Origin of the sequence: Peptoanaerobacter stomatis, from assembly GCF_000238115.1 — a bacterium.
Lineage (GTDB): Bacteria > Bacillota > Clostridia > Peptostreptococcales > Filifactoraceae > Peptoanaerobacter > Peptoanaerobacter stomatis.
Genome location: NZ_JH414550.1, coordinates 111113 through 126539, shown reverse-complemented (window position 1 = coordinate 126539; position 15427 = coordinate 111113). Strand labels below are relative to the sequence as shown.

At 31.8% G+C, this 15427-nt stretch carries 12 protein-coding genes; 1 reads left to right on the top strand and 11 read right to left on the bottom strand.

The annotated features are described in order from the left end of the window. The first annotated feature begins 43 nt into the window (after window positions 1-43). A complete protein-coding gene (locus HMPREF9629_RS04820; RefSeq protein ID WP_009525236.1) occupies window positions 44-373 on the top strand; it encodes a DUF2325 domain-containing protein in 330 nt (109 codons plus the stop codon). A gap of 120 nt (window positions 374-493) precedes the next feature. Here HMPREF9629_RS04820 and HMPREF9629_RS04815 read toward each other — a convergent pair whose 3' ends face one another. The 11 genes from HMPREF9629_RS04815 to smc form a co-directional block, all read right to left on the bottom strand. Beyond that, window positions 494-1624 carry an ABC transporter permease gene (locus tag HMPREF9629_RS04815; RefSeq protein WP_009525235.1) on the bottom strand — a complete coding sequence of 377 codons (1131 nt, stop codon included), beginning with the start codon at window positions 1622-1624 and terminating at the stop codon, window positions 494-496. A 262-nt stretch (window positions 1625-1886) separates the two neighbouring features. Next, a complete protein-coding gene (locus HMPREF9629_RS04810; protein WP_009525234.1) occupies window positions 1887-2594 on the bottom strand; it encodes an ABC transporter ATP-binding protein in 708 nt (235 codons plus the stop codon). Window positions 2595-2623: 29 nt separating this feature from the next. After that, window positions 2624-3952, bottom strand: coding sequence for an efflux RND transporter periplasmic adaptor subunit (locus HMPREF9629_RS04805; protein ID WP_009525233.1), 1329 nt, complete (start codon window positions 3950-3952; stop codon window positions 2624-2626). Window positions 3953-4292: 340 nt separating this feature from the next. Next, window positions 4293-5660, bottom strand: a complete 1368-nt coding sequence (gene glmM, locus HMPREF9629_RS04800; protein ID WP_009525232.1) for a phosphoglucosamine mutase — start codon at window positions 5658-5660, stop codon at window positions 4293-4295. Between the two features lie 359 nt (window positions 5661-6019). After that, window positions 6020-6901, bottom strand: coding sequence for a hydroxymethylbilane synthase (gene hemC, locus HMPREF9629_RS04795; protein ID WP_009525231.1), 882 nt, complete (start codon window positions 6899-6901; stop codon window positions 6020-6022). 255 nt (window positions 6902-7156) lie between these two features. Further along, entirely contained in the window at window positions 7157-7627 is a 471-nt protein-coding gene (locus HMPREF9629_RS04790) for a precorrin-2 dehydrogenase/sirohydrochlorin ferrochelatase family protein (protein WP_009525230.1), read from the bottom strand. An 82-nt stretch (window positions 7628-7709) separates the two neighbouring features. After that, window positions 7710-8906 carry a ribonuclease E/G gene (locus HMPREF9629_RS04785; RefSeq protein WP_009525229.1) on the bottom strand — a complete coding sequence of 399 codons (1197 nt, stop codon included), beginning with the start codon at window positions 8904-8906 and terminating at the stop codon, window positions 7710-7712. Beyond that, complete coding sequence (locus HMPREF9629_RS11770) at window positions 8903-9058, bottom strand: hypothetical protein (protein ID WP_154646056.1); 156 nt, start codon at window positions 9056-9058, stop codon at window positions 8903-8905. The genes HMPREF9629_RS04785 and HMPREF9629_RS11770 overlap by 4 nt, the downstream gene beginning before the upstream one ends. A gap of 7 nt (window positions 9059-9065) precedes the next feature. Further along, complete coding sequence (locus HMPREF9629_RS04780) at window positions 9066-9743, bottom strand: TIGR03936 family radical SAM-associated protein (RefSeq protein WP_009525228.1); 678 nt, start codon at window positions 9741-9743, stop codon at window positions 9066-9068. 17 nt (window positions 9744-9760) lie between these two features. Further along, window positions 9761-11608: a TIGR03960 family B12-binding radical SAM protein gene (locus tag HMPREF9629_RS04775; protein WP_009525227.1), complete on the bottom strand. Its 1848-nt coding sequence runs from the start codon at window positions 11606-11608 to the stop codon at window positions 9761-9763. Window positions 11609-11701: 93 nt separating this feature from the next. Next, window positions 11702-15235 carry a chromosome segregation protein SMC gene (smc, locus tag HMPREF9629_RS04770; protein WP_009525226.1) on the bottom strand — a complete coding sequence of 1178 codons (3534 nt, stop codon included), beginning with the start codon at window positions 15233-15235 and terminating at the stop codon, window positions 11702-11704. Between the last annotated feature and the right edge of the window lie 192 nt (window positions 15236-15427).

The window sequence follows — 15427 nt, the reverse complement described above, 5'->3', positions numbered from 1 at the left end:
AGAATAATTATCATTTAATTTTTTTGAAAGGAAAAACATATTAATGAAAGCATTATTAGTAGGAGCCGATACATTAGGCAAAATACCGAATACGCTTAAAGATTTCGGAATAAATGATTACATACATTGGCAAGGCAGAAAAAAAGGTATGAGAAATTTAAAAATGCCTGAAGTGGATATGGTTATAGTATTTACAGACTTCATAGAGCATGGACTTACAATAAATGTCAAAGACAGAGCTAAAAGAGATAATATTGAATGTATATTCTGTAAACGTTCATGTACAGACCTTACCTGTAAACTTCAAAATTGTAAGCTGTGTAGTAAGAATTGTCAAAATTGTCCTAATGCTAATTTAAATATAATTCAGTAGTAGGGCGGATTAAATTTATTTTTGGATTTTTAAATAAAAATCGGAATAAGTAGCCTGTATAAATATAAAAAGATGTTCCCAATTACGAAGAACATCTTTTTATATTTATAAAATTAAAAACTATTCATATCTAAGAGCATCTATCGGATCGAGATTTGATGCTTTATTTGCAGGGAAGAGTCCGAAGAATATACCGACGCCGAATGAGAATACTACTGCTGTTATAATGGCGTTTACCGATATAGTGGAATCCACGTTCATAAATTTGGTTGCTATATTTGACAGTCCAAGACCTATTAATGTACCGATTATACCTCCGGCACCTGATAATATTATTGATTCTATCAAGAATTGAAGCAATATGTCTTTTTTTCTTGCTCCAAGAGATTTTCTTATACCTATCTCTTTTGTTCTTTCAGTTACTGATACGAGCATTATATTCATTATACCTATACCGCCGACTACAAGAGATATTGCTGCTATTGCACCTAATCCGAGTGACAGCATAGTAAGCATTTGATTTATCATGCCTGCTTGTTCTTCTAAAGTCTGTATTTTATATGTTGAAGGATCAGCTTGCTTGTATCTTGTGACAAACTCTTTTATCTTGTTGCTTTCTGTTGCTGAGTTCAAATTTTCGGCTATTTTCATATCCAAATAACCCGTGCTTGAACCTGCAATTGTGTATGGAATATATGCGTCTGTTTGATTGCCTCCACCTATGGAGTCAAAGATGGTTTTTTCTTTATTATATACACCTATTATTTTAAGTGTAGTAGTTTCACCGTCTATTGTACCTGTTATTTCTTCGCCGACTATATCTTCTCTTCCAAACAGTGCTTGAGCAAATTCTCTGTTTACTATTGTTACTTTTTTTCTTCCTATTACATCATTTTCTTGAAAATCTCTACCGTATATTATTTTGTAAGTGCTTAATTCTTTGATATAGTTATAATCTACACCTGAAAAATTCACTTTTTGCTCTTTAATACCTCTTTTTATAGTGCTGACAGAACCGTTTGATAATGATATATATGCTAATTGATTTTTAAATTTTCCTTTTATATAATCGACATCTTCAAGAGTAAAATATTTGTTATCGTCAATTTGATTTTCTTCTTCATAATTTACGTATAACGCAACTCTGTTTTTACCGAAACCGCTTATAAACTTGTTCATAGTGGCTTTGGTAGATTCACCGACTGATGTTATGGTAATTACTGATGCGATACCTATGATTATGCCGAGCATAGTCAAAAAAAGAGCGCATCTTGTTGGCTTTTATTGATGATAGAGCCATTTTAAAGTTTTCTAATATTAATCCCATATCTACCTCATAAAATCTTTAAAAATTTATATAATTCAACAAAGCGTAATAGCTTTGCTGATAGAATTGAATACTTATATCTGATTAAATGATGAATAATTTTTTTTAAAATGTATTAAAATATAAGTTTAAATCAAAAATATAATGTTTTGATTTAAACTATCAATAAACAACAGTTTAATCTTATTAGAATTTTGATATATTATAGTTTATTTCGTCTTTTAGTATGTTTCCGTCTTTGAATGTTATTATTCGTTTTGTGTAGGCTGCTATATCAGGTTCGTGTGTTACCAATATTACAGTCTTGCCTTGTGCATTTAATTCTGAAAAAATTTGCATTATTTCTACTGATGATTTTGAGTCTAAATTACCTGTGGGTTCGTCTGCCAATATTATAGGCGGGTCGTTGGCAAGTGCTCTTGCTATTGCTACTCTTTGGCGTTGACCTCCTGATAGTTCGTTTGGCATATGGTGAAGTCTTTCTGACAGACCTACATCTTCAAGCAATTTTTCTGCACGTTTTGTTCTGTAGTTGGAATCTTTTTTTGCGTATATCATAGGCAACTCTACATTTTTAAGTGCCGATGTTCTTGATATAAGGTTGAAAGACTGGAATACAAAGCCTATTTTTTGGTTTCTTATATATGCAAGCTCGTTTTGTGTCTTGTCTTTTATGTTTATGCCTTCCAATATATATTCGCCTTCGCTCTGTTTATCAAGACAGCCTATTATATTCATAAGCGTGGATTTTCCGGAGCCTGATGAACCCATAATTGATACAAACTCGCCTTTTTCTATTTCAAAGTTTACACCTTTTAGAGCCATAAGCTCGCTATCGCCCATTTGATATTTCTTTTTCAGGTCTATTACTTGTACTACCTTGTTATCAGACATTAACTTGCTCCTATTTCTAAATTAATTTGTTATTTTGCGACTTGTTCCTGTGGTTGAGCTCCATATTGCATCATCATTGAATTGTCAACTATTTGAACTTTTTGTCCGTCCATAAAAGTTTCTTGTGGGCTTTTTACTATTTGCATACCCTCTGTTAACTGTGGTGATGAAATCTCTGTTTCCAAATCAGATTCCAGACCTTTTGTAACTTCTATCTTTTTAAGTGTGTCGTTTTCTACTGTAAATATATAGCTTTTATCTTCAACAGTCAGTATAGAATCAAACGGTACTTTGAACACGTTGTTTACGCCTTGTATTTTTATTGTGGCTTTCGCATTTACTCCTGATATAAGTCTTTCATCTTTTTGTGTGACTAATATTTTTACAGGTACTATTATGCTGTTGCTTGAAGATGATTTTTCTCCTGTAGGAGATATTCTGTTTACTACTCCGGATACAGTGTCTTTTCCTAATACGTCTGCTGATATTTTTACTTCTTGATTTAATTTTATTTTAGATATGTCATACTCGCCGACCTTTGCCACTACATATTTTTTGCTTTCATCTTCTATTATGAACATAGGTTTGTGGTTTTCAGTATCTTGTGCATATCTACCGATTTTTGCATATACTCTTGTAACTGTACCTTGTATTGGTGATGTTATTTTTAATTTTTCTAATTTTTCCAATTTTTGTGACAGTGATATTTTTTTGTTTTCTAATGCTGTAAGTGCAGATTGCTTAGGTGTAGCTTGATTTATTTGTGCCTGTATGTCATGCTCACCTTTTTTCAGTGCCTCTTGTGCGTTGTCATATGATATTTGTGCTTGTTCCAAAGCAGTTTTTGCATTGTCATATTCTTGCTGAGGTATGGCACCTGAATCTAACAATTGTTTTTTATCATCTAATGCTTTTGTTGCATTATCCAATGCTATTTTTGCATTTTCACTGTTAAGTTTGAGAGATTCTGTTGATTTGTAAATATCATTTACGGAGTCATATGATTCACCAAGTTTTTGCTCATCGAATTTTATTTCGTTTTGTAACAATGTTATTTCATCTCTTAGAGCTTCTCCGTCAAGCTCTGCCAATACTTGACCTTTTTGTACTGTATCGCCTTCTTTTACATTTATCTTGACAACTTCATAGTTATATGGAGATGTTATTTCTGCTGAGTCTTCAGAAGATACATTACCTTGCACTTCTACCACGCTTTCCACGTTACCTTTTTCCAAGGTAGAAACTTCAACGGGTGTAGTCATCTCAGGCTTAGGACCGAAGAATTTGAAAGCTATAAAAGCCACAATAATAGCTATTATTGCAAATATTATAATTTTTTTCTTGCTAAATTTTTTCATAAAACACTCCTTAATCTGCTTTGATTTTATAAGTTTATTTATTACAGTTTTATTTTTACCAAAAACTAAGCTGTTTTAAAATCATATTTGCAAAATTTTTTAGATATGCTTAAAATTTTATCTGATTTAAAAGTATATAAATCAAATCAGTAAAAGTTTTAAATAAAAAAACCACACAGTTTAACTTATGTGTGGTCTTTTAAAGCGTATAAATTCTGAAATTAATTATAACTTATAAAATTTCCACAGCTATTATTTAAAATTTTGTAAATAACTATTTTATTTCATAATAATAATTTATATTATAAAGTTTAAATAAATATTAAATGCTTTTTAAATATTATTTACATTTTTCTGAAATAAGCTGTGCGAGTTCGTTTGCCATAGTTGTTATCTTGTCTTCATCTTTTCCTTCTATCATTACCCTTACAAGAGGCTCTGTGCCTGACGGTCTTATAAGCACTCTGCCTTCCTGTGCCATATCTTCTTCTATCTGCTTAATTTTTTGAGCAATCTCCGGTATCTCCATATAAGTTTGCTTGAATTTGTTGTCTACTTTTGCATTTACCAAAACTTGAGGATATATGTCCATTATTTTTGCAAGTTCGCTCATTTTTTTCTTGCTTTGCTTCAATATGGAAGATAGTATTAACGAGCTTAATATTCCGTCACCTGTCGTGTTGTAGTCCAAAAATATTATATGTCCGGATTGTTCTCCGCCTATTGAATAACCGCATTTTAACATTTCTTCAAGTACATATCTGTCGCCTACACCTGTTATGCTCAAATCTATATCGTTTTGTTTTGCTGATATGTGAAGCCCTAAATTGCTCATAACCGTAACTACGAGCTTGTTATCTTTTAATTTGTCTTGTTCTTTTAAATGCTTGGCACAGATGAGCATTATTTTGTCGCCGTCTACGATTTCTCCTTTTTCATCAACAGCTATAAGTCTGTCTGAATCGCCGTCATATGCCAAACCTATGTCGGCTTTTTGTTGTAATACGGCTTTTTGAAGATTTTGGGGATGAGTAGAGCCACAATCCCAATTTATGTTTAAGCCGTTAGGTTTGTCTGCTATGGTGTGTACTGTAGCTTTTAATCTCTTAAATACTTCAGGTGCGATTTTATAAGCGGCACCGTTTGACGTATCCAATACCACTTTGAGACCTTTTAAATCTGTATTTACAATTTTTTGTAAAAAATCCATATAAGCCTCTTTTGGATTCTCCCTTTTGACAAGTCTGCCTATGGCGTTGTGAGTAGGGGAATTTATAATATCTTTTTTGTTTTCCATTTGCTCGATTAAATCTTCGATTTCCTCTTCGATTGCATCTGCAAGTTTAAAACCCTGTGAATTGAAAAATTTAATTCCGTTATATTCCATAGGATTGTGCGATGCGGATATAACCGTACCTATGTCAGCTTTAAAAAATCGTGTCAGATATGCAACAGCAGGTGTAGGAACTATACCGGCATCTATTACATCAATGCCTACGCTTGTAAAGCCCGCCATAAGAGCATATTTTAAAGTGTCCTTTGATATTCTTGTATCTGTGCCTATTATTGCAAGAGGTTTTTGTCCATCGTGATGTGAATATTTACTTATGATATATCCACCTGCTCTTGCCAATTTGTATGCAAGTGTAGGAGTGAGTTCCTCATTGGCGATACCTCTGACTCCGTCTGTACCGAAATATTTTCTCATATAGTTTTCTCCTGTTTTTTTATAATAATTTAATTTGCTTATCAAAATAATACTGAAATTAAATAGAACAATAAATAGTATTGCTCTTAATTTTTAATAAAATATAATACAATGTATAGGTTTCTCAATATAAATTATCTGCTATTCTATTGTTGTATATCAGTATAGATAGTATTTGTAATATGATATTTTTAGTGTATACGAGCGATTAATTATTCATAATGTTATCTGATAAAAAATATCTAAATAATTATAACATAATTTATGAAAATGTAACAGTTTTCGTTAAATTAATGCAAATAAAAAAACAAAGAGATGTGAAAAATACATTTCTTTGTTTTCTGTTCCTTTAAAGTCAATTATATTTTGGACATTATTTTTTTTGCGAGGTCTATTCCTAAATTTTCGGGTGCTTGTGATATTTGTTCGTCATATATGAATGAAGTGCCGTCTATATATGATTTAAAGCCGATTATTTTATAGATATTGTCTTTTTTTGTGCAGTATGCACCTGCGGGTGAGTGGCAACCTCCACCTATATAGTCTAAGAATTCTCTTTCTTGCATGACACAGTCCATAGTAGTTTTGTCGTTTATTTTTTCGAGCATAGAGATTATTTCTTCGTTGTCGGATGTGGTTTCTACACATATACAGCCTTGTCCTGAGGCTGATATGAAAGGAAGTTCCTGATAATTTACATCTTTTAGCATATCGAGCCTTTTTAAGCCTGCTTTTGCGAGAACTATTGCGTCAAAATTTTCTTCTTTCATTTTTCTCAATCGTGTTTGGATGTTGCCTCTTATGTTGCAGATTTCAAAGTCTGGACTTATTTTTTTGAGCTGTACTTCTCGTCTTATGGAGGAGGTACCTATTTTTGCATTTTTTGGCAAATCATATATATTTGAGCAGTTTTTTGCGAATATCATTATATCTTTGTTGGTGTCACGTTTGATATATGCGCTTATCTGCAAGTTTTCGCTTAGTTGTGTGGGGATGTCTTTGAGTGAGTGGACTGCCATGGATACTTCACCTTTTATGAGCATATCTTCGATTTCTTGTGTAAATAGTCCTTTTGAGCCTATTTGTGACAGTTTGTTATTGAGATTTTTGTCTCCTAAGGTATCGATGGTTACAATTTCAAATTTAATATTCGGATATATTTTTTTGAGCATATCGACTACGATTTGCGTTTGTTTGAGTGCAAGCATACTTTTTCTGCTTGCTACTTTTATGATTTTCATAATGTCCTCATAAATTTTTTAAAATAATTTTATTGTAATACAAAGGTTAATATAATAATGGATATTTTTGTTTTTAAAATTTTATTGGCTAAGTAAAATTAAGCATATTTAAAATAAACAAAATATACTAAAACCAAATAGAAAAATAGTATTGCATAAATTTAATGAAATATAACAAATATTTATGGAAAACTCAGATAAATTGTCTATTATATGAGAGAATAGTAATATGCCTGTCTATTAATCAAACGAATATTAATATAAAGGAAAATTTTCCAGTTTTTCGCGTATATTTTTGGATAATTTGGGGTCATTCCCATAGGTTGTGATTGCTATGGCGTAATCATCGGTCTGTATTGATGACATATTTGCAAAATTCGAGTTTTCTTGATGTTTGCAAAAATTTGCCAATATAAATCTGCTTTTTTGTGCGGTGCTTATATCAGATAATATTTGTCTCTGTGTTTCATCGTCATCAGTGCAGGCAAACACCATATCGTAGCCGTCTATGTCGTAGGATTCATATTTTTTTATTTCGTAGTGTATATTTTGTCTTGCTGATATTTTTGTTAGCTTGTCTTTTGATATGTCGAGTGATACTATCTTGATGTTTTTGCATATGTCTATGATTGAGCACAGCTTTCTATATCCTACTGTGCCAAGACCTATTATGAGCACGTTTATATCGGAGATGTCCAAGTTTATGGGATAGAAGTTGTTTTGCATATAATCACCTTGTGTTAAACTGATATTCGTTTGAAAAACGGATATATAATATGTTATTCAAAGTATGGAAATATAGCATTATTTAGTGGATTTTTATGTTGAAATCACTTCTTTTTAGATAATCAGGTATTATTTTTATATTATATTTTTCTTCTAATATTTTTATATATTTATTAGTTTTTTCACTTTCAAATGTAGGAATATGGATGTTGACGGATTTTATTTGTTCCAAGTTTTCTTCGTCTGTGATTTGCATATTTGAGAGTTTTTCTGATATTTGCTCGAATATATATTCTACGGAATAGAGCTTGGTAAAATTTTTATCAAGCAATATCTCGGATATGGAAAGATCTTCTTTTTTTCTGATTATTTGCATCAGAGATAGCTTTGTGATTGATACTACGCTTGATTTTCTGTCGTCATTTTCCAATTGTGTATTCATTTGATTTATGAGATTTTTTGCAAGTTTATCGTCATTCATTTCTATGAAATCTATCAGAATTATTCCGCTTAAATCTCTGAGAATTATCTGTCTTGCGATTTCAGGAATTACCATAGAGTTTATATGGTGTGCGTTTTTGTTTTTGTCTTTGTATTTGAAATAGCCTGCGGAGTTTACGTCTATTACATACATTGCTTCTGTTTTTTGTATGTATAGATTAATTCCGTTTTGCATTGATATTTTATCGCTGAGCAGGGCATCTATCTGTGTGTTTATAAGATTTTTTTCGAACAGGTTTTCATTTTTGCAGATGATGTTATCTATCTTAAATGATGAGCGTTTTAATCTATCTGCTGTTTGTTTGTCGTTTATAATGAGCTCGTCTATATCAGTGTTCAGCTTGGATAAAAATAATTCTTCGCTTTCGTATTGTCTATAGAGTAACTGTGGTTTTGATGTGAGTTTTGCTTTTAGCTTAATTTGAGCATATATTTTGTCAAATTCTTCTGTTTCTGATATCGCTTTATAAATATCATCTTTTGTGCAGTTACTTCTCAATATTATTTTTGTGTCTGATAATATGGAGGGATTTATTGCATTTTTGAAAGTCTCTATTATCTCATCATCTTTTGATTTGTTTGATATGGACAGTCCGCTACTTCCTTTTATATAGATTATATATTTTCCTACAAGTGTTATCTCGTCTGTGAGCTTAGGATTTTTTTCGTTGTTATAGATTTTTTTTATCTGGCAGAGCTTGTATTCAAAATTGTCTTTGCCGTAGTAGTGCATAAAGCCGTCAGTGTTTTCATCTAATGACAGGGAAAGCGAACTCATAGATATGTTGTGTTTCTTTTTTTTGCTATGAATATATCTTTTTCAAAATATGGTTGATTTTTATCTGTTATTTTGAGTTTTTTGAGTATATCGTCTTTAAAATATGCTATTTTATCGAGAAAAAGTCCTTTTTGTATGATTATTTTTTTCATAATATTTTTATAACGCTCTCGTTATTTCTCCGTTTTCGTTCATATTATATGTGTCTGTCTTTGTTATTATGGTGAATGTGTCTTGTTCTAAGCCTGATTGAGTGAGTATATATGAAAGAAGTGCTCGTGGGTTTAATGTCTTTGCGGAGGATGTGCATATGGTTGATTTTATTATGTTTTTTTTCTTGTCATAACTCAATTCTTCAATATATTCCTTCATATCGTAGGGTATTTCGTTGCCACTTTTGCTTATTCTGCTGAACATTATTGTCTTAGATGAATTGATGGTGTCTATTGCATTTATTATGCTGTCAAAGTTTATCTCGTCGTCTATTTCAAATTCAAATTTGCTGTGTGTTATGAATGACATAAGGGCTTCGGTTTTATCTTCGAATTTTTTGGCTTTTGTGAAGATTATTCCTTCTACTGAGGCTGTGTTGTATCTTTCGATAAGTTCGTCTAAGGAAATGCTCTCATCTTCAAGTTCCAAGTCAATGTATTCACAGTAGCTTTGCATTCCTACAGATAATGCAGGAGAAAATGACGTTTTGGGATGTGGAGAAAAGCCCTGCGAGTATGAAAGCTTTATTCCTGCTCTTCTTGATATCCTCTCCATTAATTTTACTATGTCCAAGTGCGATATATATGAAATATCGCCTAATTTTTGATATTGAACTCTTATCATAGATTACCTTTCTATATTTAACCGCATAGTCCTGTGGCTATATCTTTGTTTACCATACATCCTGTGCAACCTTTTCTACAATCATGGGTTAATTGTTCTTTTTTTGCACGCTCGTTTTCTAAAATCAAATATCTTTTTGATACTCCGCAGTCTATATGGTCCCAAGGGAATATCTCTTCATAATCTCTTTGTCTTGTGGCATAAAAATCTACGTCCAATCCGACTTCTTCAAACGCTTGTATCCAAGTGTCATAGTTGAAAAACTCACTCCAACCGTCCAATTTTGCACCTAATTCGTATGCTCTTAGTATTGCTTTTGACTGTCTTCTGTCTCCTCTTGCAAGTACGGCTTCTATTCGAGAGGTTTTAGGATCGTGGTAGCTGAAGGATACATTTTTATTTCTGATATTGTCTTTTATATAAAATTGTTTTTTCTTCATTTCGTCCAATGAGTTTTGACCAAACCACTGAAACGGAGTGAAAGGTTTTGGTACAAAATGAGATGCACTCAGCGATACTCCCATTCTTGCGGTTAATTTGCCATTATGCGTATCTTTGTAAATATTTAATGCTCTATATCCGAGTTTTCTAAGCTCGTCTAAGTCTTCATAAGTTTCATAAGGCAAGCCTATCATAGAATAAAGTTTCACTCTATGCCAACCGCTTGTGAAGATTTTTGTAAGCGTGTCGTCCAAGTCGGAAGTATCAACGCCTTTATTTATAACATCTCTCATTCTTTGAGAGCCTGCTTCCGGTGCGAATGTCATACCTGATTTTTTTACTTTTTGTACTTTTTGAGCGGTATCGAGTGAAAATCCGTCTAATCTCAGCGAAGGTAGTGATATGGCTGTTTTTTCATCTGAGTATATTTCATTTAATTCGTCTATCAGACCGTTTATATCGGAGTAGTCACTGCTACTTAGAGAGGTTAATGATATTTCTTCGTATCCGGTAGAGTTGTACATTTGTTTTGATATGCTTTTCAAAGTTTCAAGTTTTCTTTCTCTTATCGGGCGGTATAGCATACCTGCTTGACAAAATCTGCAACCTCTTGTGCAACCTCGAAATATTTCGAGCATTATTCTTGAATGTACTATTTCTATATTCGGCACGATTATATTTTCAGGATAAAATGATTTGTCGAAGTCTTTTATTATTCTTTTTTTGATTTTTTCTGGAACACCTTCGTATTTTGGAGTGATGCTTTTAAAAGTGTTGTCATCGTTGTAACTTACATCATAAAATGCAGGGACGTATATGCCTTCTATATTCCTTGCAGCATCTAATAAAAATGCTTTTTTTGAATAGTTGGGAGAATTTTTGTGCTTTCTGTATAAATCTAAAAACTCCACCATCATCTCTTCGCCTTCACCTATCTGCACAACATCTATAAAGTCTGCAATAGGCTCGCAGTTGTAAGCGCAAGGTCCTCCTGCAACTATTATTGGATATTTGTCATCTCTGTCAGATGAATAATACGGTATATCTGCTAAATTGAACATATTCAATATATTTGTGAATGACATTTCGTATTGCAATGTGAAGCCTAAAAAATCGAACTCGTGCATATTTGAGCGACTTTCAATGGAGAAGAGTTTGATGTTTTGTTTCCTCATCTCTTGTTCAAAGTCATCATTAGGTGCAAAAACTCTTTCGCACCAAGCATAGTCAAGTGAGTTTATCAGATTGTAAAGTATTTGCATACCCAAGTGGCTCATACCTATTTCGTATGTGTCTGGAAAAGCGAATGCAAATCTCACGTCAACGGAGTTTTTGTCCTTTATTACGGAGTTTTTTTCCTTGCCTATATATCTTCCGGGCTTTTCAACTTTGTTTAATATTTTATAAAATTGTTTATCCGTCATATTTATCCTTTCGGGTTAATACTATTATTTAATCCAACACGATACGGTATTTTAACTATAAATGCTGTTTAAATAAGGTATGTTAAAACATATTTATTCTTCTATATAGTGTTTTGCGTCTTCTAATTTTAAGCTGACTATATCAGATATACCTTTTTCCTGCATGGTTACACCATATATATAATCAGATGCTTCCATTGTTCCTCGTCTGTGGGTTATGGTTACGAACTGAGTTGTGTCTATGAGGGTGAGCAGGTATGAGATATATCTGTATATATTTGCGTCATCAAGCGGTGCATCTATTTCGTCAAGTATGCAAAAAGGTACTGGTTTTCTTGCTATTATTGCAAACAGTAATGCTATTGCAGACAGTGCCTTTTCTCCGCCTGAGAGCATGGATATACCTCTCAATTTTTTGCCGGGAGGCTGTACGGATATATCTATGTTTGTATTTAATATATCATCTTCATTTTCCAATATGAGCTTACCGCTTCCGCCACCAAACAAAATTTTGAATATATCGTCAAAGTTTTTGTTTATGATTTCAAAATTGGTTTTAAAATCTTCAATCATGCTCTTTTCCAAGCTCTTTATTACGGAGTTTATCTTTGATATGGATTGCTCTAAATCCTCTTTTTGTGATTTGTAAAAAATATATCTTTCGTTTACTTTGGCAAATTCTTCTATTGAGTCTATGTTTACATTGCCTAAGGCTGAAATTTGCTCTTTTAAAGCTTTGATAGTATTTTGGCTTATAATTACGGTTTTATCTTCATAGGCTTTTGCATCTTGCAGGCTCATAGAATATGATTGTTCCAAACTCTCTGATAGAAGTTGTATCTTGTAATTTACCTTGCTTTCTTCACTTTCAATCTTGATTATCTGTGCGTTTATATTGTTTTGTGAAGACAGTAGTTGTTCCTTTTTTTCTCTGAGCTTTTTCAAATTTTCAGATTTCTCTTTTTCTCCTGATGAAATTTTGCCAAGTTTCTCGATATTTTCAGATATTTTATTTTGTATATCGACATTTGCATTTTCAATAGAGTTTATGAGTTCTTTGTATTTGTCTATTTGAGATAGGTTGGATGTGATTTTGTTTTTGGATTGCTCTGTTTTTTTGCTATGTGATTTGATGGTTTCGCTTAATTCGTCTATTTGGAGCTTTGTATTTGATAAAGATTGCTCTATGAGGCTTTTTTTAAGCTCAAGTTCGTTTATGCTGTTTTGCAATTTATCAAGTTTTTCATTTTCTTGTCTTAATTTTTCATTTTGAAATGTCAATTTTGAATTCATTTCATTTTGTGTCTGATTTAGATTTTCTAATGTCTGTATGTCATTTTCGTAAGATTCGGTAGCTTTTTTATTTGTATATTCTACTGTTTTTCTTTCTTCGTTCAGATTTTCGAGCATTTGCTGTTGGTGTTCAAGCTTGGTTTTTAGAGTTGCAGTTTCGTTTTGTAAAGATATGTATACATCTTTACTTGACGATAGGGAGCAGTTATTTTTTTCGTTTTCTTGATTTAATACATCTACAGCTTTTTTATTGTCTTCAAATTCTGTTTTCAAATTTTGAACAGCTTGATTTAATTTTGCTATGTCTTCTTTATTTTGATTTATTGTGTTTCGTCTTGTGAATATCTCTTTTGAAAAATTACTTGAACCGCCTGTGATTGAACCGCCTATGTTGAATATTTCGCCTGTTTTCGTAGCTATTTTAAATGAGTTTGAATATTTTTTTGAAATTTTCAGCCCTGTGTCCATATCGTCTACTATGACCATTCTTCCGAGTAAATTGGATATGATATTTGCAAATTTGTTGTCATATTCTACAACGTCTATTGCTTTTACGCCTTCATCGTTGTAAGCGAATTGTGACGGTTTTATAGTATCTAATGGTAAAAATGTCGCTCTTCCCAGATTTTCTCTTTTTAAATAATCTATTGCGTCTTTGCTTTGGTGAGCTTTGTCTATTATGATGTTTTCAAGACGTCCTGCTAAGAGCTGTTCGATTGCTTTTTCATAGCCTTTTTTTACAGTAATCACATTTGCAACTACGTTTTGTATGCCTGTTAAGTTTTTGCTTCTAAGCAGAAATTTTACACCTTTTGAAAATCCTTGCATATCATTTTCCAAGTTTTCAAGCAGGTTTGTCTTTGCTGTAAGGTCTTTTATATGCAGGTTATTTTCGTTTATTTTATTTAACAACAAATTATTTTCTTTTTGGTATTTTTGCAGAGTTTCTTCATTTTTTGAAATCTTATCTTCTATACTTTTTAAGGTCTCGTTTATTTCATCAATTTTCTGATTTTTTTCTTGCAGTTTTGAATTAAGATTTTCGATTATATCATTATGATTTTTGAATTCTTGTTCATATTCTAAAAATTTTTGAGCAAAACTGTCTATATTTGTCTTTTGAAATTCTATTTTTGTTTCGATTTTGGCTATTTCATTTTCGGTATCTCTTGTTTTTTGCTCATAAGTTCGTATATTTAAAGATATTTCGTTTATTTGTGCATTTATATTATTTTTATCTTCAAGGTGAGCTGTGATTGAATTTGCTATATCGCTTTTTTGATGAGTTGTGTTATCAAATTCATTTTTTAAGTGTTCATATTTTTGTTTTATATTTTCAAGTTCTTCATCAGCGTCATCTATTTGACTTTTTAAAAGTTCGTTGGTGTCCAACATATTTTTAATATTTTCATTTTTTATTGATATTTCGGAGCTGTTTTTTGCAAGATTTGATTTGTTTTCGGATATTTCTGCGTTCAATTCTTCTTTTTTTCTTGTTATATAGTCGAGTTCGTCTTGTGTTGAAGATAATATATCGCTTGTATTTTTTAGCTCCAGTTCATTTTTTGAAAGTTCATCTTTTATTTGAGAGCTTTGAATTTGTATTTTTTCTATGTCTTTTTTCAACTCTTGCTCATTTTTCAGTATCTTATTGATTTCTTGTACTTTAAGCTCTTTTGAGTATTGAAGATATTTTTCGGCCTTTTCTTTTTGGAGTTTAAGTGGTTTTATTTGATTTTCTATCTCAATAAATATATCATTTATTCTTTCCAAGTTTTCTGTTGCTGAGGCTAAGTTTTTTTCGCCTTCTTCTTTTTTATAGCGATATTTTGTAATGCCGGATGCTTCTTCAAGCAGTGCTCTTTTTTGATTGCCTGTGGAATTTATTATTTCATCTACTCTGCCTTGTGAAATTATGGAGTAGCCTTCTTTGCCTATGCCGGTATCGAGCAGAATTTCTTTGATGTCTTTTAATCGGCATTTTTTTCCGTTTATGAAAAACTGGCTTTCTCCTGAACGATAGGCTTTTCTTTTTATGGAGAGCTCTGTGTAATCTATATCCACTTTTTTGTCTTCGTTGTCCAAGATGAGAGTAACTTCACAATATCCGAGCGCATTTCTGGTCTGTGTGCCTGAAAATATTACGTCTTCAAGCTTGTCGCCACGAAGCGATTTGATACTTTGTTCTCCGAGTACCCATCTTATGGCATCGAGGATATTGCTTTTACCGCTTCCGTTAGGTCCTACTATGGATATCATACCTTTTGGGAAGGTTATTGAAGTTTTATCAAGAAAGGATTTAAAACCTTTTATTTCTATACCTTTTAAATACATGATTATTCCTTAAAATTAAATTGTGTATCAGCTTATAATAATCTCAAATTAAATAATTTTACCAAAAAAAACTTTACTGTAAATAAATATATTTTAAATAAAAATTATACTGTTATTTGATGGAGTATATCTTATTATTAAATCTTAATATAACAATAGATAATTTATATGATAAATATATAAATTTTATTA

Coding starts and splice junctions, on each gene's coding strand:
- HMPREF9629_RS04820 (WP_009525236.1), top strand. CDS start 44: ATGAAAGCATTATTAGTAGGAGCCGATACATTAGGCAAAATACCGAAT.
- HMPREF9629_RS04815 (WP_009525235.1), bottom strand. CDS start 1,624: ATGCTCGGCATAATCATAGGTATCGCATCAGTAATTACCATAACATCA.
- HMPREF9629_RS04810 (WP_009525234.1), bottom strand. CDS start 2,594: ATGTCTGATAACAAGGTAGTACAAGTAATAGACCTGAAAAAGAAATAT.
- HMPREF9629_RS04805 (WP_009525233.1), bottom strand. CDS start 3,952: ATGAAAAAATTTAGCAAGAAAAAAATTATAATATTTGCAATAATAGCT.
- glmM (WP_009525232.1), bottom strand. CDS start 5,660: ATGAGAAAATATTTCGGTACAGACGGAGTCAGAGGTATCGCCAATGAG.
- hemC (WP_009525231.1), bottom strand. CDS start 6,901: ATGAAAATCATAAAAGTAGCAAGCAGAAAAAGTATGCTTGCACTCAAA.
- HMPREF9629_RS04790 (WP_009525230.1), bottom strand. CDS start 7,627: ATGCAAAACAACTTCTATCCCATAAACTTGGACATCTCCGATATAAAC.
- HMPREF9629_RS04785 (WP_009525229.1), bottom strand. CDS start 8,906: ATGAGTTCGCTTTCCCTGTCATTAGATGAAAACACTGACGGCTTTATG.
- HMPREF9629_RS11770 (WP_154646056.1), bottom strand. CDS start 9,058: ATGAAAAAAATAATCATACAAAAAGGACTTTTTCTCGATAAAATAGCA.
- HMPREF9629_RS04780 (WP_009525228.1), bottom strand. CDS start 9,743: ATGATAAGAGTTCAATATCAAAAATTAGGCGATATTTCATATATATCG.
- HMPREF9629_RS04775 (WP_009525227.1), bottom strand. CDS start 11,608: ATGACGGATAAACAATTTTATAAAATATTAAACAAAGTTGAAAAGCCC.
- smc (WP_009525226.1), bottom strand. CDS start 15,235: ATGTATTTAAAAGGTATAGAAATAAAAGGTTTTAAATCCTTTCTTGAT.